Raw genomic sequence first — 26,926 nt, forward strand, 5'->3', positions numbered from 1 at the left:
TTATGCGCGGTCGTGGTCGGTCCAGCGACTGGTGAGGACGTGGCCGATGCGAGCCAGGGCGGCATCGGTGGTCATGCGCCAGTGGGTGGTCTGGACGGAGTGGTTGTGGACGGTGCCGTCGACGGCGTCGGACCAGGTGGCGGCGCCGTTGGCGCCGGTGGGGTCGTCGGCCGCGGCGGTGAAATACACCAGCTCGCCCTTGTAGGGGCGCGGGTGGTAGCGGGCGATCAGGCGCAGCGAGGCCGCACCGGAATCCAGGACCCGGGTGAGCCGGTCGGCGCCGAAGGAGGCGAACGGTTCCGGCAGCTCGGACAGGTAATCCACCAGCTGGTCGCGGTCCAGCTCGCGGTCGGCGGTGTCGCCGAGCAGGCCGCCGAGCAGTTCGGCCACCGGGATCGGTGCGGTCGTGTCGACCTCGGCGATCAGCGCGCTGTCCATCATGGCCAGGGTCGCGACATGCTGGCCCTGGTCTTGCAGCAGCACCGCGATGGCGTGGGCCAGCACACCGCCCAGCGACCAGCCCAGCAGGTGATAGGGGCCTTCCGGCTGCACGGCGCGGATCTCACGGACGTAGCGCTGGGCCCATTCCTCGATCGAACCGGCTTGCGGTTCCTCGGAACCGAGCACCGGCGATTGCAGCCCGTAGAGCGGGCGGTCCGGTTCGATGTGCGCGGCCAGGCCGGCGAAGGACCAGGCCACGCCACCCACCGGATGCACACAGAACAAGGGTTCGCGGGCGCCGCCGGGTCGCAGCGGGAGCAGGACGTCGAAGGCGGCCTCGGCGTCGATGCGTCCACGTCCGGCGCGGCGGTTCGCGATCTGGGTGACGAGCCCGGCCGGTGTGGGGGCGGAGAACAGCCAGACGACCGGGATCTGCTCGCCGAGGGCGTCGGCGAGCTGTGCGGCCAGGCGGGTTGCCAGCAGCGAGTTGCCGCCGCGCTCGAAGAAGTTGTCGTCCAGGCCGATACGGGCGCCCACCTTTCCGAGCACGTCGCCGAAAACCTCGCAGACGGTGCGTTCCAGCTCGGTAACCGGCGCGCGGAACGCCCGGGAGCCGACCGAGGGGCGCGGCAGGGCGTTGCGGTCGACCTTGCCGTTGGCGGTCAGCGGCAAGGCAGGCAGCTGCATCAGCACGGCCGGAACCATGTAGCTGGGCAGCAATTGCGATAGCGCGGTGCGCAATTCGGCTTCGACGATCGGCTCGTCGGCGGTGAAATAGCCGACCAGCATGGCATTGTCACCGTCGCCGCGATGGGCGAGCACGATCGCGTCGGCCACCTCGGGCCGCGACCGCAGCGCGTGCTCGATCTCGGCAAGCTCGATGCGGTACCCACCCACCTTGACCTGGAAATCGCGGCGCTCCACGTATTCCAGATCGCCGTCGGCATTCCAGCGCGCCAGATCGCCGGTGCGGTAGAGGCGGCTGCCGGGCGCACCGAACGGGTTGGCGACGAACCGTTCGGCGGTCAGGTCCGGACGGTGCTGATAGCCCCGGGCCAGCTGGGCGCCGCCGAGATACAGCTCGCCACTCACCCCGGCCGGCACCGGATGCAGCCGGTCGTCCAGCACGTACACCTGGTTGCCGGATTCGGGGGTGCCGATGGGCACGATCGGTGCGCGGGTGCCGCGCTCGGTACGGAACCGGGTCACCGAGACCGCCGCCTCGGTGGGGCCGTACAGATTGTCGATGCGCGCGTCGGTACTCGCCGCGATCCGGTCCAGGGTCGCCGCGGGCAGGGCCTCACCGATGACCAGCAGCCTGCGCAGCGAGGCGGGCAGCGGACGGTCACCCGCGGCCTCGGCCAGCATGGCCAGCAACGAGGGCACCAGCGTCACCGTGGTGACCGCCGCGCGGTCGATCACGTCGAGCACCCGATGCGGATCGCGCTGGGACCCGTGCGGGGCGAGCACGATGCGGGCGCCGGTGCGGGTGGCCCACCACAGCTCCCAGATCGACAGGTCGAACGCGGCCGAGGTCAGTTGCAGCACAGCGTCGCCCACGCCGAGTGCGTATTCGGCCTGCATCCAGTCGAGCTGATGCGCGACCGCCGCGTGCGGGACCGCCACGCCCTTGGGGATGCCGGTGGAGCCGGAGGTGAAGATGACGTAGGCGGTGTTGGACGGCAGCAGCGGGGACCGGCGCTCGTGCGCGCGGACCGGTCCGGCTGCGGCCGCGCGGACGCCGGCGTCCCAGATGTCGAGCACGGGAGTCTCGATCGCCTCCGGCAACGGCATCGGCGCGCGGCCCGAGGTGAGGACCAGTGCCGGTGCGGCCGCCGCGAGGACCGCGGCCGTGCGCTCCCGCGGATGCGCCGGGTCGAGCGGGACGTAGGCGCCGCCGGCCGTCACCACCGCATACAGCGCGATCAGCAGGTCGATACTGCGCGGCATCGCCACCGCTACCAGCGTTTCCGGCCCGACGCCGCGGCCGATGAGCACCCGGGCGAGCTGGTTGACCCTCGCGCCGAAGTCGGCATAGGTGAGGGCGGTGTCGGCGGTGAGCAGCGCGATCGCGCCGGGTGTGCGCGACACCTGCGCCTCGAAGGCCGTGGTGAGCAGCGTGGGCGCGAATTCGTGCTCGGGCGCGTTCCAGACCCGCAGGACGCGTTCGGATTCGGCGGGATCCAGCAGCGGGAGATCACCGACCGGCGTCTGCGGGGCCGCGCAGATCGCGGTGAGCAACCGGTGCAGCCTGCCCGCGAACCCGGCGACGGTGGATTCGTCGAACAGCGCCGTGGCGTAGGTGAGCGAGGCCGCCATACCGGCGGGGGTGCCGTCGGCGTGGTAGCGGTCGGTGACCACCAGGTGCAGATCGAACTGGGCGACTTCGGAGTCGAAATCGGCTGCGGTGACGGTCAATCCGTCGAGCGCGAAATCGGCTTCGACCTGGTTGTGGAAGGAGAATCCGACCTGGAACAGCGGATGCCGGGCGGTGGAGCGTTCCGGGTTGAGCACCTCGACCAGCCGCTCGAAGGGGACGTCGGCGTGGGCGAAGGCGGCGACGTCGGTGGCGCGGACGCGGTCGAGCAGATCGGTGAAACCGGCGCCCGGTTCGACCTGCGCGCGGAGCACGAGGGTGTTGACGAACATGCCGACGACCTCGTCCAGCGCCGCCTCACCCCGTCCGGCGACGGGTGTGCCGACCGCGATATCGGTGGTGCCCGACAACCGGGCCAGCAGCACCGCGAACGCGGCGTGGGTGACCATGAACAGCGTGGCGCCGGCGTCGCGGCCGAGTTCGGTGAGCCGGGCGTGCAGGGTGGCGTCGATGCTGAAATCGAGGTGCCTGCCCTGAGTGGAGACGACGGCGGGACGCGGCCGGTCGGTCGGCAGGGCCAGCTGGGCGGGTAGCCCGGCCAGCGCCTCGGTCCAGTAGGCGAGCTGACGGGAGATCAGCGAGCCGGGATCGTCCTCGCTGCCGAGCAGTTCACGCTGCCAGCGGCTGTAATCGGCGTACCGCACGGGCAGCGGCGCCCAGTCGGGTGCGGCGCCGTGTTTGCGGGCGGCGTAGGCGAGCATCACGTCGCGGGCCAGCGGGGCCAGCGAGGACCCGTCGGCGGCGATGTGATGCACGACCACGACCAGCACGTGCTCGTTCGGGCCGAGGGCGAGCAGCCGGGCGCGGATCGGCACGGTATCGGTGACGTCGAAACCGTCGCCCACGAAATCCGCGACGGCGGCGCCCAGATCGTCGGCGGTCACCGCGATCGGCGCCAGCACCGGCGTACCCGCCTGCTCGATCGGCAACACCACCTGCACCGGACCGTCCGGTCGCTGCGGGTAGACGGTGCGCAACACCTCATGGCGTTGCACCACATCGGTGACGGCGGCATTGAGGGCCGCGATATCGAGCGCACCGGACAGCCGCACGGCCAGCGGGATGTTGTAGGCGGTGGACTGGCGGTCCAGGCGGTTGAGGAACCACATGCGCTGCTGGGCCAGCGAAAGCGGGACCGGGCCGTCGTCGGTGCGGCGGGCCAGCACCGGACGGGCCGGTTCGGCGCTGCCCCGGGCGTCATCGAGGACGGCAGCGAGGGCGGCGACCGTCGGATTCTCGAAGATCGTGCGGACGCCGACGGAGACGCCGAGCGCGCTGCCGAGGCGGGCGGCCAATTGGGTTGCGGTGAGGGAGTTTCCACCGAGGGCGAAGAAGTCGTCATCTAGGCCTACGGAATCCGATTCGCCATCGAGCACTGCGGCGATGACGGCCGCTACTGTGCGCTCGGTGTCCGTGCTCGGCGCGCGGAACTCCGCGGTGCGGAACTCCGGTTCCGGCAGGGCCTTCCGGTCCAGTTTCCCGACCGGCGTCAGCGGGAGCTCGTCGAGCACCATGATCGCGCTGGGCACCATGTAGGCGGTGAGCGACTTGGCGGCGTGGGCGGTGAGGGCGGCGGTGTCGATGGTCCGGCCGGGAGCGGCGACGACGTAGGACACCAGCGACACCGTGCCCGCGCTATCGGTATGACCCACGGTGACGGCGTATTCCACACTCGGATGGGCGGCCAGCACCGCATCGATCTCACCGAGTTCGATGCGCAACCCACGCACCTTCACCTGCTGGTCGGAGCGGCCGACGTACTGGATCGCGCCCGACGTCGTCCAGCGCACCAGATCGCCGGTGCGGTACAGCCGTCCACCGGCGGGACCATAGGGGTCGGCGATGAATCGCTGTGCGGTCAGCGCCGACCGCGCGTGGTAGCCGCGGGCCAGGCCCGGACCGCGTAGATACAGCTCACCTGTGACACCCACCGGCACCGGCTGGAGTCGTTCATCGAGCACCACCGCGGACATGCCGTGGATCGGGGTGCCCATATCGAACGGGTCGCCGGGCCGCATGGGCGCGCTGATCGTGGTGATGATGGTGGTTTCGGTCGGGCCGTAGGTGTTGAAGAACTGGCGGTTCTCGTCGGCCCAGCGGCGCACCACATCGGGGCCGAACGACTCGCCGCCGACCGTCAGCCGGACCAGGCAGCCGAGTTCGGCGGGATCGAGCGTCTGCAGAACGGCCGGCGTGAGGAACGCATGGCTCACCCGCTGGTCCCGGATGAGCGCGGTCAGTTCGCTGCCGCCGTACACGCCGGCCGGGGCGATCACCAGGGTCGCGCCCGCGGCGAGCGCGAGCAGCAGTTCCAGCATGGAGGCGTCGAAACTGGGTGAGGCGACGTGCAGCACCCGCGCGTCCGAGGTGACCTGGTACCGATCCCGTTGCGCCACCGCGACTCCGGCGATGCCCTCCTGCGTCGCGACCACACCCTTCGGCAGCCCGGTCGACCCGGAGGTGTAGATCATCCAGGCCGGGTTGGTGACCCGCACGCGGCGCACCAGTTCGGTCGCGGCGATCGGCGCGGGACTGGCCTGCCACAGCCGGGTGGCCGTGTCGGGGGCGTCGAGCACCAGCCACTCGACGTCGCCGGGCAGGTCCGCGCGCGCGGCCAGTGTGGTGAGGCCGAGCACGGCCCCGGAATCGGCCAGCATGTGGGTGATGCGCTCGGCGGGATAGGTCGGATCGACCGGGACGAAGGCCGCGCCGGTCTTGGCCACCGCCCATACCGCGAGCATCGACTCGGCCGATCGCGCGATGGCCACGGCCACCACGTCTTCGGCACCGACACCCGCGGCGATGAGCAGCCGTGCCAACCGCGAGGACTGCTCGTCCATGGCCCGGTAGGTCAGTTCCCGATCACCCGCGACGACCGCGACGGCGTCCGGATCGGCGACGACGGCGCTCGCGATGAGCTGGGCCAGCGTGCACGGCGGAACCGGCGCCGCACCGCGGCGGGCCAGCAGTTGCGCGCGTTCGAGCGGGGCGAGCAGTTCGGCCGCGCCGATGGGGCGGTCGGGGTCGGCGGTCAGCACACCGAGCAGGCGGCCGAAGCGGCGCAGCAGTCCGGCGGCGGTGCTGCGGTCGAACAGGTCGGTGGCGTAGTCGAGCTCGACGCCGAGGTGGCCGTCGTCGTCGGGTTCGGCGGCGACGGTGAACTGGAGATCGAAGCGGGCCACCGGTTCGTCGAACGGCACCGGCGTCAGCTCCAGGCCGGGCACGGTGAAGGTCCCGGACCCGGTGTTCAGGTAGTTCAGCGCCACCGTGAACAGCGGATGCCGGGACTGGGAGCGTTCGACGCCGAGCGCGTCGACCACCTGGTCGAACGGCACGGTGGCATGGGCGAAGGCCGCCAGGTCGGTCTCGCGGGTGTGGTCGAGCAGTTCGGCAAAGGTGAGCGTGCGGTCGGCGCGGGTGCGCAACACCAGGGTGTTGACGAACATGCCGACCAGATCGTCCAGCGCCGCGGCGCCGCGACCGGCCACCGGGGTGCCGATGGCGATATCGGTACTGCCCGACAGCCGCGCCAGCAAGGTCGCGAGCGCCGCATGCAGCACCATGAACGGCGTGGCGTTGTGCCGCACCGCCAGCTCCCGCACGCGGGCGCCGACCTCACCGCCGATGCGAGCCCGGATGCTCGCACCGCGCTTGGAGGCGACGACCGGACGCGGCTGGTCCATCGGCAGAGCCAGTTCTTCGGGCAGGTCCCGCAGCGTCCGTGTCCAGTACGCCAGTTGTTCGCCGGCCACCGCGGCGACGGTGTTGTGCTGCCACAGCGCGTAATCGGCGTATTGCACCGGCAGCTGCGGCCACAGCGGGGTGCTGTCGAGCACGCGGGCGAGGTAGGCGGCCAGCAGGTCGCGCAGCAGCGGGTTCATCGAATAGCCGTCGGCGGCGATGTGGTGCACCACCGCGACGAGGACGTGGGTACTGGGGTTTTCCCGCAGCAGCACGGCGCGGACCGGGACCTCGGTGGTGACATCGAATCCGGCGCCGATGAATGCGGCGATCCGGTCCGCAACGGCACCGTCGAGGGTTTCGACACGCAGACCGACGTTCGCGGATTCGGCCGGCAGCACGACCTGATGACCGGTGCCCGCGTCGTCGACGGGGTAGATGGTGCGCAGCGCTTCGTGCCGCGCGATCACGTCATCGAAAGCTCCGACCAGCGCGGCGGTATCGAGTTCGCCGCGAATGCGCACCGCCACCGGGATGTTGTGCGCGGCCGAGGCTGGATCGAGCCGGTTGAGGAACCACATCCCGCGCTGCACCGGCGCCAGCGGAATGCGCTCCGGACGCGGGCCTGCGATCAACTCGATGGCCTGCTCACCGGCCTCGCCGAGCCGGGCCGCCAGCCCGTGCACGGTGGGCGCCTCGAACAGCAACCGCACCGGCACGCGCCGGCCCAGCCGCTCCCCCAGCCGCGCCAGCACCCGGGTGGCCGACAGCGAGTTGCCGCCGAGATCGAAGAAACCGTCGTCGATGCCGACGGGCGAGACGCCGAGCACGGGCTCGAAGGACTCGGCCACCAGCCGTTCGGCCGAGGTGACCGGTGCGCGGTAGGCGGTGCGGTCGAATACCGGGTCGGGCAGGGCGGCGCGGTCGAGCTTGCCGGAGGCATTGAGCGGGAAGGATTCGAGCACCATGACCGTCGAGGGCAGCATGTACGACGGGAGCGTCGCGGCCGCGACCCGCAGCAGTTCGTCCTCGTGGACGGTCGCGCCCGGCAGGACGGTCACGTAACCGACCAGGTGTTCCGCGGCGACGCGGGCCGCGGCCTGCGCGACCCCGGGGGCAGCGGCGAGCACGGCCTCGATCTCCCCGAGTTCGATGCGCTGGCCACGGAACTTCACCTGGAAGTCGGTGCGGCCCAGATACACCAGTTCGGCGCCGGTCGCGGTGTGCTCCCAGCGCACCAGATCGCCGGTGCGGTACATCCGTTCGCCCGGCTCGCCGAAGGGGTTCGCGACGAACCGGTCGGCGGTGATGGCCGGACGACCGTGATAGCCGCGGGCCAACTGCGTCCCCGCCAGATACAACTCACCCGCGACACCGGGCAACGTCGGCCGCAGCCGCGCGTCCAGCACGTAGACGCGGCTGTTCCATTCGGGGTTGCCGATCGGCATGACGGTGCGCTCGACCTCCCCGGTGACCTCGCGGTAGGTGATGCTGACCGCCGCCTCGGTGGGTCCGTACAGGTTGTGCAGCGCGGCCGTGCTCACCGCGCCGAAGGCCCGCACGGTCTCGGCGGGCAGGGCCTCACCGATGACGAACACCGTGCGCAGAGTGGACAGGGCCGGAGTGAGCCCGGCGGACTCTACGTGCGCGGCGAACACACTCAGCATCGACGGCACGAAATCGGTGACGGTGACGCTGTATTCGCCGATCGTCTCCGCCAGATAGCCGGGATCGCGATGCCCGTCCGGCGTGGCGAGCACGACGGTCGCGCCCACCCGCAACGGCAGGAAGTAGCCCCACAGCGACACATCGAAGGTGGTGGCGGTCTTCTGGAGGTAGACGTCGTCCCCGTCGAGCCGGTACTGCGCCTGCATCCAGTTCAGTTGGTTCACGATCGCCGCGTGCGAGACGGTGACGCCCTTGGGTTTTCCGGTCGACCCGGAGGTGAAGATGACGTAGGCCGGATGCTGCGGCAGCAGGACCCCGGTCCGTTCATCGGTGGCGATCGGCTCGTCGGACAGGTCGAGTTCGACGGTGTCGACGCAGACCGTCGGCCCCTGGTAGCCGACATCGATGCGGTCGCGTTCGGTGGTCAGCAGGGCGGCCGGCTGGGCGGTGTCGAGGATGTGGGCGATGCGCTGGGCCGGATGGTCCGGGTCGATCGGCACATACGCGCCGCCCGCCTTGACCACCGCGTACATCGCGATCACCAGGTCGATGGACCGGCGAATCGACAAGGCCACCAGGGATTCCGGGCCGACGCCGAGACCGATGAGGTGGCGGGCCAGCCGGTTGGCGCGGCTGTCGAGTTCGCCGTAGCCGAGGGTGATCGCCGGGGTGCCGTCATCGGGGACGTAGACCAGCGCCCGATCCTCGGGCGTCGCGGCGGCCTGCGCCTCGAACTCGTCGAGCAGCAGTTCCGGGACGTAGGCGGTGTGCGCCGAATCGTTCCATTCGGTGAGCACCCGGTGGCGTTCCCCGGCGGCGAACAGATCGATATCGCCGACCGGACGGTCCGGCTCGGCGGCCGCCGCGTTCAGCAGCCGCAGCAGCCGAGTGCCGAATCCGATGACGGTATCGGCGTCGAAAAGGTCGGTGGCGTAGCCGAACCGGAATTCGTCGTCGGTGACGGTCAGTTGCAGATCGAAGCGGATCGTGTCGTGACCGGGGTCGACTTCGCTGATGGTGAGCCCGTGGAGTTCCAGCCGCACTGGTTCCAGGTTCTGGAAGAACAGCGCGACCTGGAACAGCGGATGCCTGGCCTGCGAGCGCGGTGGATCCAGCACCTCCACCAGTCGTTCGAAGGGCAGCTCGGCGTGGGCGAAGGCGGCCAGGTCGCGGTCGCGGACCCGGCGCAGCAGCTCGGCGAAACCGGTGGCGGCGTCGACCTCGGTGCGCAACACCACCGTGTTGACGAACATGCCGACCAGATCGTCCAGGGCGGCGTCACCACGACCAGCGACGGGTGCGCCGATCGCGATATCGCTGGTGCCCGACAGCCGGGCCAGCAGCACCGCGAACGCGGTGTGCACCACCATGAACGGGGTGCTGCCGGTGCGGGCGGCCAGGTCGGCGATGCGTTCGCCGAGTTCGGCACTCAGGCCGATGCCGACGGTGGCGCCCGCGTGCGAGGCGATGGCGGGACGGGGGCGGTCGGCGGGCAGGTCGAGCTGGGCGGGCAGGCCACGCAAGGTCTGCTGCCAGTAGGCGAGCTGCGCCGCGGCCGGCGTCGTCGGATCGTCTTCGGCGCCGAGGGTTTCGCGTTGCCACAGGGCGTAATCGGCGTACTGCACCGGAAGTTCCGGCCAGCCGGGCGCGCGACCGGCGGTGCGGGCGGCGTAGGCGGTCGCGATATCGCGGGCCAGCGGCGCCATCGAGAATCCGTCGGCGGCGATGTGGTGCACCACCAGCACCAGGATGTGCTCACCGGCCTCGACCTGGGCCAGGCCGATGCGGACCGGGACAGCGCGCGTCACGTCGAACGGGGTGCCGACGAATTCGGGGATGGATCCGACCTCGAGGGGGACGATGGGCGGTACCTGCGCCGGATCGAGCACCTGCTGACTGCCCACGCCATCGATGTCCGGGTAGACGGTGCGCAGGGTTTCGTGCCTGCCCACCACGTCGGCGATGGCGGCGGTGAGGGCATCGGTGTCGAGATGGCCGGTGAGCCGGATGGCGACCGGGATGTTGTTGACGGTCTCCTCCGGATCGAACCGGTTGAGGAACCACATGCGCTGCTGCGCGAGCGACAGCGGCACGGTCTCCGGGCGTTCCCGGCGAGTCGGCGCGATCTTGGCGCCGCTGCCGCGCAACCCCGCCACCCGCGCGGCCAGCCCCGCCACCGTGGGCGCCTCGAACAGCAACCGCACCGGGATCTCGGCGTCGAGTTCGGCGCCGAGCCGGGCGGCCAGGCGGGTGGCGATGAGGGAGTTGCCGCCGAGGGCGAAGAAATCGTCGTCGGCACCCACCCGGTCCAGGCCGAGCAGATCACCGACCAGCGTGGCGACGGTCTGTTCCAGGCCGGGTGCCGGCTCGCGGAATGCCGCGGCGGTGAACGCCGGGGCGGGCAGGGCTCGGCGGTCGAGCTTGCCGGAGGAGTTCAGCGGGAACTCGTCGAGCACGACGAAAGCCGCAGGGACCATATAGGCGGGCAGTTCGGCGGCGAGTTCGGTGCGGATCGTCTCGGTGTCGACTTCGCCGGCCGTGACCAGGTAGGCGACCAGCTGGTCGCCGAGGCGGGCATCCGAGCGCATCACGACCACGGCCCGCCGCACCGCGTCCAGATCGGTCAGGGCGTTCTCGATCTCGCCCAGTTCGATGCGCAGGCCGCGCAGTTTGACCTGGAAGTCGGTGCGGCCCAGGTATTCCACCTCGCCGTCGAGGCGCCGGCGCACGAGATCGCCGGTGCGGTACATGCGCTCGCCGGGTGCGCCGAAGGGGTTGGCGACGAAACGCTCCGAGGTCAGGTCGGGCCGGGCCACATAGCCGGAGGCCAGCTGCGCACCGCTCAGGTACAGCTCACCGGCCACGCCGGGCGGCACCCGGCGCAAGCGCGAATCGAGCACCAGCAGAGCGGTATTGAATACCGGGCGGCCGATCGGCACGGAGACCAGGTCGTCGTCGGTGACCTCGTGGAACGTCACGTCGACGGCCGCCTCGGTCGGGCCGTAGAGGTTGTGCACCGCGGCGCCGGTCAGCTCGCGGGCGCGTTGTGCGGTAGCGGCGGGCAGGGCTTCACCGGAGGCGAACAGCAGGCGCAGTGCCGCACTACTCGCAGTTTCCAGGAATACCGCCAGCATCGACGGCACGAAGTGGGCGACGGTGATCCGCTGCTCGCGGATCAGGCGGTCGAGGTAGACGGGATCGCGGTGCCCGTCCGGCCGGGCGACGACCAGGCGCGCGCCGACCTGGAGTGGCCAGAAGAACTCCCACACCGAGACATCGAAGGTGGCCGGGGTCTTCTGCACCACCGTGTCGCCGGCGGTCAGCGGGTACTGCTCCTGCATCCACACCAACCGGTTGACGATGGCGTGGTGCGGCACCGCGACGCCCTTGGGGCGACCGGTGGAGCCGGAGGTGAAGATGAGGTAGGCGGTATTGCCGGGGGTGAGCGCGCCGATGCGGTCGGCGGCGGTCAGCTGGTGCGCGGAATAGCCCGACAGGTCGAGCCGGTCGATGCGCACCTGGCGGGTGATGCCGGCATCGAGATCGAGGCCGGAGGTGAGCACGAGGACCGGGCGGGCGGTGGCGAGCACGTATTCGGTGCGTTCGGCCGGATGGTCCGGGTCCAGCGGTAGGTAGGCCGCGCCCGCAGCCACGACGGCGTACATGGCCGTCACCAGATCCACCGAGCGGCGCATGCCCAGCGCCACCACCGATTCCGAGCCGACGCCCTGGTCGGCCAGCCAGCGCGCCATGCGGTGGACGCGGCCGGCGAATTCGGCGTAGGTCAGGTTCGCGACCCCGGACGCAGTGCCGTCGACGGTGACAGCGATTGCCTCGGGAGTACGCGCGACCTGGGCCTCGAACAGCGAGGCCAGCGTGGCCGCTGGGTCGACCGGATGGGCCGTGTCGTTCCAGCGGGCGAGTGCGGCGCGTTCGGCGTCGTCGAGCAGGTCGATCTCGCCCACGGGCACTTCCGGCGCCGCGATGACGGCCTCGAGCACCCGCACGAACCGCGCGGCGACCGAGTGCGCGGTCGACCGGTCGAACAGATCGGTGGCGTACCGCAGCACTCCGCGCAGGACGGTGGTGCCGGCCTCGGCCTGTTCGCTCAGCTCGAGCGCGAGATCGAACTGCGCGACTCGGTTGTCGATGGGATACGCCGAAACCTCGAGACCGGGCAACCGCAGCACGGTGGGCTCATGATGTTCGTAGGTGAGCAGGGTTTGCAGGATCGGCGAATGCGCCTGCGACCGCACCGGATCCAGCTCATCGACCAGACGCTCGAACGGCAGCTCAGCGTGGGCGAAGGCGCGCACATCGGCTGCGCGGACCTCGGCGAGCAGCTCGGCGAACGAGCGGTCGGCGTCGACGCGGGTCCGCAGCACCAGGGTGTTGACGAACATGCCGACCAAGTCGTCCAGCGCCGCTTCGGCTCGCCCGGCGACCGGGGTGCCGATGGCGATGTCGTCCACCCCGGCCAGCCGGCTCAGCAGTGCGGCGTAGGCGGCGTGCACGACCATGAACGCCGAAACACCATGGGCAGTGGCCACTTCGTTGATGCGGCCGGCCAGTTCGGCGCCGACGGTGAACTCCACGGCCGCGCCACGACCCGAGGCCACGGCGGGCCGGGGACGATCGGTGGGCAGTTCCAGCACCGGCGCCAGGCCGGCGAGTTCCTCGCGCCAATGCGTGATCTGGGCGGCCAGCGCGGAATCCGGGTCGTCGGCCGAACCGAGGGCGGCATGCTGCCACAGCGTGAAATCGGCGTACTGGACCGGCAGCGGCGACCACGCGGGGGCGGTGCCCGCGGTGCGGGCGGCGTAGGCCGTCATCAGATCGCGGGCCAGCGGTGCGGTCGATACGCCGTCGGCGGCGATGTGGTGGACCACGACCGCCAGCACATGCTCGCCGGGCGCGGTGCGCAGCAGGGTCGCGCGGACCGGGATGCGGGTGCGGAGGTCGAAACCACCGGAGACGGCGGCGAGCACCGATTCCATCAGGTCGGCTGCGGGAACCTCGATGGGGCGCAATGCCAGTTCGCCGTCCGCGATGGTGTCGAGCACGACCTGGGTGGGACCGTCGGCGTCGGCGGGGAAGATCGTGCGCAGCGATTCGTGCCGGCCCACCACGTCCCGCAGGGCGGCGGCCAGGGCGGGCACGTTCAGCTCGCCGGTCAACCGGATGGTGATCGGGATGTTGTAGACCGCCGAATCCGGGTCGATGCGGTTGAGCAGCCACATCCGGGTCTGCGCCAGCGACAACGGAATCCGGTCCGGACGTGGGCCCGCCACCAGTTCCGGGCGCGGGGTCACCTCGGTCGTGACGCGCGCCGCGAGGCCGGCGACGGTCGGCGCCTCGAACACCTCGCGCACCGTCAACGCCGCACCGAGCGCCGCATTGGCGCGCGCCACCAGCCGCATGGCCAGCAGTGAATTGCCGCCGCGGGCGAAGAAATCGTCATCGGCGCCGATCGGGGTGGTGGCGCCGATCAGGTCGGCGATCAACGCGGCCAGCACCGTTTCGGCACCCTCACGCGGGGCGCGGAAGGCGGCGCCGGCGGCGGTGACCTCGACGGCGGGCAGCGCCTTACGGTCGAGTTTGCCCGCGGTGGTCAGCGGCATCTGGTCGAGCACCAGCAGGTGCGCGGGCACCATGTAGGCGGGCAGCCGGTCACGGACCTCGGCCAGGACGTCGTCGGCCGACAGTTCCTCACCGCTGACGTAGCCGACCAGGCAGTCCTGCCCCGACACATCGCGCGCCGCGACGACCGCCGCATTCCGCACACCCGCGACGGCGGTCAGCGCGGCCTCGATCTCCCCCAGCTCGATGCGCTGACCACGCAGCTTGACCTGGAAATCGTTGCGACCCAGATACACCAGATCGCCGTGCCGGTTCCAGCGCACCAGATCGCCGGTGCGGTACATCAACCGTCCCGGGGCACCGAAGGGGTCGGCGACGAAGCGTTCCGCGGTGAGCGCGGAACGCCCCTGATATCCGCGAGCCAGCTGATCCCCCGCCAGATACAGCTCGCCGGTGACGCCGATCGGCACCGGACGCAGCCGCGCGTCCAGCACGTAGGCGCGGGTGTTCCAGCACGGGCGGCCGATCGCCACGTCGCGGTCGGAGTCGTGATCCGGGTCGGTGAACTCGTGGAACACCGCCGAGATCGCGGCCTCGGTGGGGCCGTAGGAGTTGTGCACCGCGCCGGGGAAACCGTCGCGCAGGGCGGCCAGCAGATCCGGGGTGAGCGCCTCACCGCCGCAGTGCAGGTGCCGCAGCGAGGCGAGCGCGTCGCCCATGCCCTCGCCGATCAGCGCCGCCAGCACCGACGGGACGAATTCGGCGAAGGTGACGAGATGCTCGCGCAGCAGCCCGGCCAGGTACTCCAGGTCCAGGTGGCCGCTCGGGCGCGCGACGATCAGCGGCGCGCCGACCGCGATCGGCAAGAAGCACTCCCAGACCGACACGTCGAAGGTCAGCGGTGCGCGCTGCAACAGCCGATCGTTGCTGGAGATCTCGTACCTGGATTCCAGCCAGCGCAACTGGTTGGTGATGGCGCGATGGGAGATCGACACGCCCTTGGGCCGGCCGGTGGAGCCGGAGGTGAACAGCACATAGGCGGCGTTGTCCGGGCGCAGCGGACGCCTGCGGTCGGCATCGGTGACCGGCGCACCGGCGAAGCTCGACAGGTCGAGCGTCGCGTAATCCAGCACGGGCACTGCGAGTTCCGGTAGCCGCGCACCGCCCGCCTGCACCACCAGCAGCGGCGCCGCTGCGGCGATGACGTGGGCCATGCGCTCGGCCGGATGCTCGGGGTCGATCGGTACGTAGGCCGCGCCCGTGCGCACGATCGCGTACATCACCACGAGCATGTCGATCGAGCGCAGCGCACCGAGCCCGATGATGGTCTCCGGACCGGCACCTTCCGCGATGAGCTTGCGAGCCAGGCGGTTCACCCGCGAACCCAGCTCGGCGTAGGTCAGGGCCTCACCCTCGAACCGCACGGCGATGGCGTCGGGGGTGGCGGCGATGCGGGCGGCGAGCATGTCGTCGAGGGTTTCGACCGGGACCACCTGGTCGGTGGCGTTGCATGCGGTCAGCAGCAGGTCGCGCTCGGCGGGCGAGAGCAGGTCGAGTTCGCCGACGCGCACGTCCGGGGTGTCGACCAGGGCGCGCAGGACCTGGTCGAACGCCGCCAGGAAGCGGGTGGCGGTGGCGTCGTCGAAGAGGTCGAGCGCGTAGTGCAGGTGGACGTCGATGCCGTCGGGGGTGCCGTCGGCGGTGTAGCGGTCGGTCAGCGTCCAGTCCAGATCGAGCTGGATCGGCGCGGCATCCACCTCGAGCGCGGTGATGGCGAGTCGGTCGAGCCGCAGATCGGGCTTGGATTGGTTCTGCAGCGTCAGTGCGACCTGATAGAGCGGGGCGTGGGCCTGGGAACGCACCGGGTTCAGGGCGTCGACCAGCTGCTCGAACGGGACGTCGGCGTGCTCGAAGGCGGCCACGTCGACTGCCCTGACCTGGGCGAGCAGTTCGGTCGCGGTGGTGTCCGGGCGCACCTCGGTCCGCAGGACAAGGGTGTTGACGAACATGCCGACCAGATCGTCGAGCGCCTGATCACCGCGACCGGCTACCGGGGTGCCGATCACGACGTCGTCGGTGCCGGCCAGGCGCGCGAGCAACGTCGCCAGCGCGGTGTGCAGCACCATGAAGGGGGTGGCGCGATGGTCGGCGGCGAACTCCTGGATGCGGCGATGCAGTGCCGCGTCGAGGCGGGCGGTGCGGGCGGCGCCACGGTTGGAGGCAATGGCGGGGCGCGGGCGGTCCGACGGGAGAGTGATCACATCGGGGAGGCCGGCGAGGCGGTCGGTCCAGTACGTGAGCTGCTGGGACAGGGCGGAATTCGGGTCATCCGGGCTGCCGAGGGCCTTGCGCTGCCAGAGTGCGAAATCGGCGTACTGGAGTGGGAGCGGGGTGAATTCCGGTGCGGTGCCTGCGGAACGCGCGAGGTAGGCGAGGGCCAGATCGCGGGTGAGCGGGGCGAAGGACCAGCCGTCGGCGCCGATGTGGTGGATGACGAACAGCAGGACGTGGGTGTCGGTGTGGTCGGGTGCCTGCTCGGTCACCCGCAGCAGCTCGATGCGGAGCGGCACCTCGCTGGTCACGTCGAAACCGGTCTGGGCGGCGGCTGCCACAAGCTGCGGCAGCTCGGCGGCCGTGACCGGGCGCGGCTCGAGGGCCAGCGGGTCGGCGGCGGGGAGCACGAGTTGCGATGCGGTGCCGTCGTGTTCCGGGTAGACGGTACGCAGGGTTTCGTGGCGAGCGATGACGTCGTCGATGGCGGCGCTCAGGGCCGCCACATCGAGCGGGCCGGTGAGCCGCAGCGCGAAGGGGATGTTGTAGCCGGCGCTGTCGGTGTCGAAGCGGTTGAGGAACCACATGCGCTGCTGGGCGATCGACAGCGGGATGGGGGCGGCGCGGTCCTGAGCCGTCAGCGGCGGGCGGGTGGGCGAAGCGTCCGCGGTGTCCGCCTCGATCAGGCGCGCCAGCTCACGCACCGTCGGCGCATCGAACACCGCGCGCACCGGAACCCGCGTGCCCGCCGCCTTGCTGAGGCGCGAGGCGAGCTGGGTGGCGATGAGCGAATTGCCGCCGAGCCCGAAGAAGTCGTCACCCGCGCCGACGTGCTGCACGCCGAGCAACGCGGTGAAGACCTCGGCCACAAGGGTTTCCGCAGGTCCTGTCGGCGCGACGAACTCCACGGGCGCCACAGCCGGGGCAGGCAGCGCCTTGCGGTCCAGCTTGCCGGAGGCATTCACGGGCAGCGTGTCGAGCACGACGAAGCCGCTCGGGATCATGTACGCGGGGAGCGTGCGGGAGAGTTCGGTGCGGAGGGAGTCGGCATCGAGAAGGTTGGTGCGCGCGGGTCCGGACGCCACCGAGCCATCGAGCGCCGCGCCGGTCGACGCGGTGGCAGGGTCGGGCACCAGATACGCCACGAGCTGCGGGCCGGTCCCGTGGTCGTCGCGCACCAGGACCACTGCCTGGGCGACCGACGGCAGGGCCAGCAACGCTGCTTCCACTTCGCCCAGTTCGATGCGCAGGCCGCGCACCTTCACCTGGAAGTCGGTGCGGCCGAGGAAGTTCAGTTCGCCGTCGGCGGTCCAGGTCATCAGGTCGCCGGTGCGGTACATGCGGGTGCCGGGGGCGCCGAAGGGGTTGGCGAGGAAGCGGTCGGCGGTCAGGTCGGGGCGGGCGAGGTAGCCGTTGGCGAGCTGGGCGCCGGCCAGGTACAGCTCGCCGGGAACACCGGCGGGGACGGGGCGCAGGCCGGTGTCGAGGACGTAGGCCTGGCTGTTCCACACCGGGCCGCCGATGGGCAGCACGGTGTCGTCGGCGTCGGTCACCTCGTGGGCGGTGATCTCCACGGCCGTCTCGGTGGGGCCGTACATGTTGTGCACGCGGGCGCCGGTCACCGCGCGGGCGCGGTGGGCGATGGCGGCGGGCAGGGTTTCGCCGGAGCAGAAGATGTGGCGCAGGGTGGGGACGTCCTGCTCCTCGGCGACGAACGCGGCCAGCATCGACGGCACGAAATGCGCGACGGTGATGGATTCACGGCGCATCAGATCGGCCAGGTAGACCGGGTCGCGATGGCCGTCCGGCTTGGCGAGCACCATGCGCGCGCCGACCTGCAAGGGCCAGAAGAACTCCGGCACCGACACGTCGAAGGTGGCGGGGGTCTTCTGGAGCAGCGCGTCGGTGGAGTCGATGGCCACGTAGGCCGACTGCATCCAGCGCAGCCGGTTGACGATGGCGCCGTGACTCATCGCCACCCCCTTGGGGCGGCCGGTGGAGCCGGAGGTGAACAGCACGTAGGCGGTGTTCGAGGGCCGCAGCGGGGCCCGTCGGTCGGCGTCGGTCACCGGTGCGGGCGAGTACCCCGCGAGCTCGAGTTCATCGATGCGGATCTGCTCGGCCACGACATCGAGGTCCGTGCCCGAGGTGAGGACGAACAGCGGCGCGGCGGTCTCGAGGATGTGGGCGGTGCGCTCGGCCGGATGATCCGGGTCCAGCGGCACATAACCACCACCGGCCACCGTCACCGCGTACATGCCGACGACGAGGTCGATGGAGCGACGCATCCCCAGCGCTACCAGGGTCTCCGGACCGACGCCCCGCTCGATCAGATAGCGGGCGAGCCGATTGACCCGCGCCGCGAACTCACCGTAGGACAGCGTTTCGCCAGAGACCGAGACGGGCTGATCCGTTGTCCGGCCGGCGGGAGTCCCGTCGAAGGTGATCGCGGGCGCCTGCGGGGTGCGCGCGGCCTGTTCGGCGAACAGGTCCGCGAGCGTCTCGGCGGGCAGCGGGTGGTCCGTCTCATTCCAGCCAGCGAGTACCCGCGCGCGTTCGGCCTCGTCGAGTAATTCGATGTCGCCCACCCGAACCTCCGGATCGGCGGCAATCGCGGTGAGTACCCGCAGGAATCGCGTGGTCAGCGATTCGATGGTGGCGGGGTCGAACAGATCGGTGGCGTAGCGCAGGCTGCCGCTCAGCGCGGTGGCGTCGGCGTCGGTGACCACCAGATGCAGATCGAACTTGACGGTCTCATCGGCGATATCCACCGGCTGCACCCGCATCCCGGGCAGCTCGATCGCCGCCGCGCCGCGCTGCTCGCCGAAGCTCAGCATCACCTGGAACAGCGGATGCGCACCGCTGGTCCGGTCGACATCCATGGTCTCGACCAGCTGCTCGAACGGCAGCTCGGCATTGGTAAAGGCCGCGAGATCGGCGGCGCGCACCGCATCCAGCAGTTCGGTGAAGGTGACCTCGGGCCGCACCTCGCTACGCAGCACCACGGTATTGACGAACATGCCGATGAGCGCGTCCAGCTCCCGTTCGCCGCGCCCGCCGACGGGCGTGCCGACGACGATATCGCTGCTCGCGCTCAACCGCGCCAGCGTCGCCGCGAACGCGGCATGCACCACCATGAACAGCGACACACTCCCCCGCCGTGCCAGCGCCCGCAGCCCCTCGGAAACCCCAGGGGTGACCGCGAATTCGACAACTCCCCCACATTGCGACGGCTGCGCCGGACGCGGCCGGTCGGTCGGCAGGGCCAGGTCGGCGGGCAGCCCGTCGAGCACCGCGTGCCAGAACCGGATCTGCTGATGGGCCGGATCGCCGGGACGGTCGGCGTCGCCGAGCAGTTCGCGCTGCCACAGGCTGTAGTCGGCGTACTGCACCGCGAGTTCGGGCAGTTCGGGTGCGGTGCCGGCGCTGCGAGCCCGGTAGGCACCGATCAGGTCGGTCACCAGGGGTGTCAGCGACAGGGCGTCGGCGGCGATGTGGTGCACCACGAACACCAGCAGATGCTCATCGGTGCCGTCGACGTCCAGCAGCGCAACCCGCGCCGGCAGCTCGGTGGTCACGTCGAATCCGCCGCGCGCGATGGCGGCCACCGTGGCGTCGATATCGCCCGGGCTCACCTGGACCGGACGCACATGCAGACTGATCTCGTCGGCGGACAGGATCGACTGGTAGGGCCCGGCCTCGGACTCCGGGTAGAGCGTGCGCAGCGATTCGTGCCTGGTCAGCACGTCGAGCACGGCCTGTTCCAAGGCGCGCGGATCAAGTGTTCCGGTCAACCGCAACACCACGGGCAGGTTGTAGACGCCCGTAGACGCCGACTCCTCGTTCTCCCACCGGTTGAGGAACCACAGCCGCTGCTGGGCCGGGGCGAGCGGGATCCGCTCGGGACGCTCGCGGCGGGACAACGCCGGTCGCGGCGTGGCTTCGGCGCGCAGTTCCGCGACGGCGGCCGCGAAACCCGCGACGGTCGGCGCGTCGAACAGCGCGCGCACGGGCACGCGCACACCGGCGGCCGCACCGGTACGAGCGGTGACCTGGGTGGCGTCGAGCGAACTGCCGCCGAGGGCGAAGAAATCATCGTCCACACCGACCCGCTGCACGTGCAGGACCTCGGCGAACACCTCCGCCACCAGGCGCTGATCGGCGTCGACGGGCGCGCGGAACTGAACAGTTTGCAACACCGGCACCGGCAGCGCCTTGCGATCCAGTTTCCCGCTGGTGTTGAGCGGGAACTCGTCCAGCTCGATGACGGCGGTGGGGACCATGTACGCGGGAAGCCGCTGGGACAGCGAGTCTTTCAGCGCAGCCACATCCAGGTCGGCACCCACTGCCCGGATGACGTACCCCGCCAGGAAATCCCCGTCCGCACCGCTGATCAACCGGGCCGCCGCCTGGCTCACCCCCGGGTCGGCCAGCAGCGCGCTCTCGATCTCGGCCAGCTCGATCCGCTGCCCACGGAACTTCACCTGGAAATCGGCGCGGCCCAGGTACACCAGCTCGCCGTCGGGGGTCCAGCGCACCAGGTCGCCGGTGCGGTACATGCGCCCGCCGTCGAGCTCGAACGGGTTGGCCACGAACCGGTCGGCGGTCAGGTCGACGCGCCCGTGGTAGCCGCGCGCCAGCTGCGCCCCGGCCAGATACAGCTCACCCGGCACCCCGATCGGCACCGGACGCAGCCGCGAATCCAGCACGTATACCTGCGAATTCCACTCCGGCTCGCCGATCGGCACCAGCGGAGCGTCGGCCTCGGTGACCTCGCGGTAGGTGATCGAGACGGCGGCCTCGGTCGGGCCGTAGAGGTTGTGCAAGCCGGCGTCGCACACGGCGTGGAAGGCCGCCACCGTCTCCGGCGGCAGCGCTTCACCGATGACGAAGACCTCACGCAGCGAGGACAGCTCGGCGCGCCGAGCGTGGGCGGCGAACACCGTCAGCATGGACGGCACGAAGTCGGTCAGCGTGACGCCGTGGCGCTCGATGGTTTCGGCGATGTAGCGCGGGTCGCGGTGCCCGTCGGGTGCGGCGAGCAGCAGCGTCGCGCCGGTGCGCAGCGGCAGGAAATAGCCCCACAGCGACACGTCGAAGGTGGTCGCGGTCTTCTGCAGATACACATCGCCGGTGCGGGGCCGGTACTCGTGCGCCATCCAGGCCAGCTGGTTGGCGATGGCCCGATGGGTGACGGCGACACCCTTGGGTTTGCCGGTCGAGCCGGAGGTGAAGATGACGTAGGCCGGGTGGTCGGGGTGCAGCGGGCTGCGGCGCTCGGCATCGCTGATCGCGGAGGTGGGAACCTGCGACAGGTCCAGGGCGTCCAGCAGGTGCACCGGCGCTTCGGTGGCCGCGGCGAATCCCGCTGCGCGCGTGCTCAACACACAGTGCGGCCGCGCCGTCTCGAGAATATGGCCGATGCGCTCGACCGGGTGCGACGGATCCACCGGCACATACGCGCCACCCGCCCGCGCCACCGCGTACATCGCGACCACCAGCTCCACCGATCGCGGCATCGCCAGCACCACCAGCGATTCCGGGCCAACCCCGGTGCCGATCAGGAACCGGGCCAGCCGATTGACCCGCTCGGACAGCTCGGCGTAGGTCAGCCGAACCGGAATCGGGTCCTCGGCCACCAGGGCGACAGCGTTCGGGCTGCGCCGCACCTGGCCGTCGAAACCCTCATGCAGGAACCGGTCGGGCACCTTGCGTCCGCTGGCGTTCCAACTGGCAGTGACGTAGTCGAGTTCGCCGGCGTCGAGCAGTTCGATATCACCGATCGCGGTGGCCGGCTCGGCGACGGCCGCACCGAGCAGGCGCAGGAACTTCGCGGCGAACTCGCGCACCGTCGGCGCGTCGAACAGGTCGGTGGCGTAGGTGAATTCGGCGCGGTAGCCGTCGGCCGCATCGGAGACGGTGAGCTGCAGGTCGAACTTCGCGAACTCGGCGCCGAAGTCCACCGTCTCGGCGGTGAGACCGGGCAGTTCCAGGGCCAGCGGGGCGAGGTTCTGCATGAACAGGGCGACCTGGAACAGCGGGTGCCGCGCCTGGGAGCGAGCCGGGTTCAGCACCTCGACCAGACGCTCGAACGGGGCGTCGCTGTGGGCGAAGGCGCGCAGGTCACGGTCGCGGGCGTGGGCGATGAGATCGATGAAGCTCGCGGCTGCGGGCACGTCGGTGCGCAGGACCAGGGTGTTGACGAACATGCCGACCAGATCGTCGAGTTCGGCGGCGCCACGGCCGGCGACCGGTGTGCCGATGGCGATGTTGGTGGTGCCGGACAGCCGCGCGAGCAATGCGGCGAGTGCGGCGTGCAGCACCATGAACGGGGTCGAACCGGTCTCGGCGGCCAGGCGTTCGACGGCGGCGCGCAGCTCGCCATCGATGCCGAACTCATGCACGGCGCCGCGATAGGTGGCCTGCTCCGGGCGGGGGCGATCGGACGGAAGATCCAGCTGCGCGGGCAGGTCGGCGAGTTCGGCGGTCCAGAATTCGAGCTCGCGGGCGGCCATGGATTGGGCGTCTGCTTCGTCGCCGAGCACGTGCTGCTGCCACAGCGCGTAGTCGGCATACTGCACCGCGAGGGGTTCCCAGCGCGGCGCGTGACCGTCGCGGCGGGCCGCGTAGGCGGTGATCAGATCGCGCAGCAGCGGGCCCATGGAGACGCCGTCGGCGGCGATATGGTGCACCACCAGCACCAGGGTGTGATCGTCGGCGGCCGCACGTAGCAGGCGGATACGCACCGGGACCTGCTCGGCCACATCGAATCCGATGCCCGCGATCTCCCGCACCGCCGTGGGGATATCGGTGGCCGGGTCCGGGGCCAGGTCGACGGCCGCGACCGGGCGCACCTTCTGGACCGGGCCGTTCTCGTGACGCGGGTACAGCGTCCGCAAGACCTCATGGCGGCCCAGCAGATCGGTGATCGCCGCCGACAAGGCCGCGAGGTCGAGTTCACCGCGCAGCCGCAGCGCCACCGGGATATTGTCGACCGCCGCAGTGGTGCCGCCGGATTCGACGGCGAATTGGTTGAGGAACCACATGCGGCGCTGAGCAGGGGACAAGGGGATGCGGTCCGGGCGCGGGCCCGCGACCAGGGCGTGCCGCGGCGCGGCGGACTGCTCAACGGACGCGGCCTCGGTCGCGTGGGCATCGCCGGATGCGAGCGTCGCGAGACCGGCCGGGGTCGGGTTGTCGAAGAAATCGCGCACATCGACGGTGATGCCGAGGGCAGCACCGATGCGGGCGAGGGCGCGGGTGGCGATGAGGGAGTTGCCGCCGCGTGCGAAGAAATTGTCGTCGGCGCCGATGCGGTCGTGGCCGAGCAGGTCGGCGAAGATGGCGGCGACGGTGCGTTCTGATTCGGTCGCCGGGTCGCGGTATTCGGTTGCTGCCGAATCGAAGTCGGGTACCGGCAGGGCACGGCGATCCAGTTTGCCGCTCGGGTTCAGCGGCATCTCGTCGAGGACGATGAGCTTGGCCGGGACCATGTAGTCGGGTAGTCGCTTGCGGAGTGCGTCGAGTAGCGCGGAGGGATCGAGCCGAATCGCGGGATCCGATTCAGCGCTACCAGCAGCCCGGCGGCGTGCGGCGACGACGTAGGCGACGAGTTGGTCCCCGGCAGCCGATTGATGCACGACGGCAGCCGCTTGGGCGACTTCCTCCTGGTCGAGCAGGGCCGATTCGATCTCGCCCAGCTCGATCCGGAGCCCGCGCAGTTTCACCTGGAAGTCGATGCGGCCCAGGTATTCCAGTTCGTCGGGGCCGCCGTCGGTGCCGGGGGCCCAGCGCACCAGGTCGCCGGTGCGGTACATGCGGTCGCCCGGTGCGCCTTCGGGGTTGGCGACGAAACGGTCGGCGGTCAGGCCGGGGCGGGCGAGATAGCCGCGGGCCAGCTGCACGCCGGCCAGATACAGCTCGCCGACCACACCGGTCGGGACGGGGCGCAGGTTGTCGTCGAGGACCAGCAGGTCGGTGTCGTCGGCGGCGGTGCCGATCGGCACGCTGTCGCGGTCGGCGGCGGTCACCTCATGGGCGGTGACGTCGACCGCCGCCTCGGTCGGCCCGTACAGGTTGTGCAGGGTGGCGCCACTGATATCGCGGAACGCGGCAGCGGTCGCCGCCGGCAGGGCCTCACCGGAGGCGAAGACCAGCCGCAAGCTGTCAATGGATTGCGCCGCGCTCGGCTCGGCCACGAACACGGCAAGCATCGACGGCACGAAATGCGTGACGGTCACGCCGGACTCACCGATAGCCCGCGCCAGGTACGCGGGATCGCGATGCCCCTCCGGCCGCGCGATCACCAGCCGCGCACCGACCTGCAGCGGCCAGAAGAACTCCCACACCGACACATCGAAGGTGAACGGCGTCTTCTGCAACACCACATCATCGGCGCCGAGCCGATACAGCCGCTGCCGCCAGCGCAGATTCGCCACGATCGAGCGATGCGACACCGCCACACCCTTGGGGCGGCCGGTGGAGCCGGAGGTGAAGATGACGTAGGCGGTGTTGTCGGGAGACACGGTGGGCCAGACGGTTTCGGACGTCGTCACCGAGGCCGCCGCCACCTCGTCGATGCCCAGCATCCGCACCGAGGGATCGAATGCCGGCCGATCGCCCGAGGTGGTCAGCACGACCGCCGGGCGCGCCACATCGAGGACGTAGGCGATGCGGTCGGCGGGATGATCCGGGTCGATCGGGACGTATCCACCGCCCGCCTTCAACGTCGCGTACATGCCGACCAGCAGTTCCAGCGACCGGCACAGCGCGAGCCCGACCAGCACATCCGGGCCGACGCCGAGCGCACGCAGGCGGCGCGCGAGGACATCGACGCGAGCGCTGAACTCGGAGTAGGTGAGCGTGGTGCCCTCGAACTCCAGCGCGACGGCGTCCGGGGTGCGGCGCACCTGCTCCTCGAACAGGCTGATGAGGGTCTCGGCGGGCGCGAGCGGCGTCAGCGCGGGCGCGGCGGCGAGCACGGCATCGGTGAGCAGCCGTTCGAGCAGCTCGGCCAGCACCCCGTCACCGGATTCCAGCAGCGCGGGAAACCGGCCCGACACCACGATCGGCAGCAGTTCCCCGGCGCCGAGGGCCCCGCCCATGGCCTCGTCCAGCGCCGTCAGCTCGGCCGCCAACTCCCCATAGCCGACCGCGACCTCATCATGCGCGATGGCCGTCCGTTCGGGTTCGATCTCGGCCACCGTACGCACGAGTCCGGGCAGATCGTCGATACCGTAGGCCCGCCGCAACGCGACCAGCTCACCCGCAGCACCGTCCATGCCGACCGAACCGGCCGCGATCGAATCCGCGTGAGTCATCAGCAGTTTCCTTCCGAATCGACATCTGAGGTGGTGGGGGCCGTGCTGCTCGCGGCGGGTGCAGCACCCGGCGGCGCGGCGGACAACGCGGTGGCGGGAGCATCGGCGCCGGCGTCAACAACCGCTGCGGCGCAGGCACCGACATCGGCGGCGAGGCCCGAAGCAGCGGCGGCCGGGCCCGAGGCAGCGGCAATGATGGCTTCGGCGGCCGCGCGCAAATTGCCAATGGCGGTCGCTAGGCCAGCGGCGCCGAGGGCGGCCAGGACACCGGGGACCGATCCGGCGAGGGCGACGTTGATCAGCGTCTCCGGTTTCGCGGCGGCGCCCATGGCTTTGGCGGCGGTGGTGATCTTCGTGGCGAGTTGGCCGAAGGTGACGGTGTGGTCGCCGTGGGTGAAGGCGGCGCGGTCCGGCTCGAGGGCGGCAGCGGCGGCAATCAATGCGGGGAGGTCTGCCGGTGGGCTCACGGGTGAAGCGGAGGCCGGCGATCCCGGACGTACTCCGGCGGCCGGCACGCTGGGTGCGGACGACCGAGCTGTCGCGGATCCTCCCGCACGCTCGGCTTCCGTGCGGATATCGATCGCCCGCACGCTCACGCCCGGGTCGGCGGCGATGGCATCGAGGACCAGGAGCAATCGCTCGGCGATGCGCCGCACGGTCTCGGCGTCGAAGATGTCGGTGGCGTAGCCGAGCTGGAAGTTCAGGCCGGCCCGGGCGGGGCGTTCGATGCCGGTCAGGTGCAGGTCGAACTTGGCTTCGGACAGGCCGAGATCCAGTGCACGCACCTCCAATCCGGGCAGCGTGACGACGCTGGGCGGCATGTTCTGGTAGGTGAACATCACCTGGAACAGCGGGGTGTAGCTGCTGGAGCGGGTGCGGCCGAGGGCGTCGACGACCTGATCGAACGGGACGTCGGCGTGGGCCAATGCCCGCAGGTCGCGGCGGCCGGTGTCGCGCAGCAAGCCGGCGACGGTGGTGCGCGGGTCGAGCTGGGTGCGCAGTGCGACGGTGTTGACGAACATGCCGATCAGGTCATCGAGGGCGCGTTCACCCCGTCCGGCCACCGGGGCGCCGATGACGACGTCGGTGCTGCCGGACAGCTTGGCCAGCAACACCACGAGGGCACTGTGGATCACCGAGAACACCGTGGTGCCGTGGGCGCGCGCGACCGTGTCGAGCACGGCCAATCGTTCGGCATCGAGAGCGAAATCGACGGTGGCGCCGCGCATATCGCGCCGGGCGGGCCGAGGCCGATCGGTGGGCAGGGCGAGCAATTCGGGTGCGTCGCGCAGTTCGCCGGTCCAGTAGGCGAGCTGGCGCGCGGCCAGGCTCTCCGGGTCGTCGCTCGCGCCGAGCAGCTCATGCTGCCATTCGCTGAAGTCGCTGTACTGGATCTCCAGCGGCTCCCATTCCGGGCCGTGTCCGGCGGTACGCGCCAGGTACGCGGTGACCAGATCGCGGGTCATCGGCGCGATGGAGTAGCCGTCGGCGCTGATGTGGTGCAGCACCACCACCAGGACGTGGTCATCCGGTGCGAGCCGGAACAGCGCGGCGCGCACCGGTGGCGCGGCGGTGATATCGAAACCGG

At 70.8% G+C, this 26,926-nt stretch carries 2 protein-coding genes (1 of these 2 only partly in view); both read right to left on the bottom strand.

Features of this window, described 5'->3' with window-relative positions:
- Positions 1-25,338, bottom strand: a complete 25,338-nt coding sequence (locus RJ05_RS22065; protein WP_036540198.1) for a non-ribosomal peptide synthetase — start codon at positions 25,336-25,338, stop codon at positions 1-3.
- Positions 25,338-26,926: the 3' end of a non-ribosomal peptide synthase/polyketide synthase gene (locus RJ05_RS22070; RefSeq protein WP_444547122.1), read on the bottom strand. The gene runs 16,423 nt beyond the window's last position; the window shows 1,589 of its 18,012 coding nt (coding positions 16,424-18,012); its start codon lies beyond the right edge, outside the window; its stop codon occupies positions 25,338-25,340. Before RJ05_RS22070 ends, RJ05_RS22065 begins: the two co-directional genes overlap by 1 nt.

Source organism: Nocardia cyriacigeorgica NBRC 100375, from assembly GCF_000308555.1.
Lineage (GTDB): Bacteria > Actinomycetota > Actinomycetes > Mycobacteriales > Mycobacteriaceae > Nocardia > Nocardia cyriacigeorgica.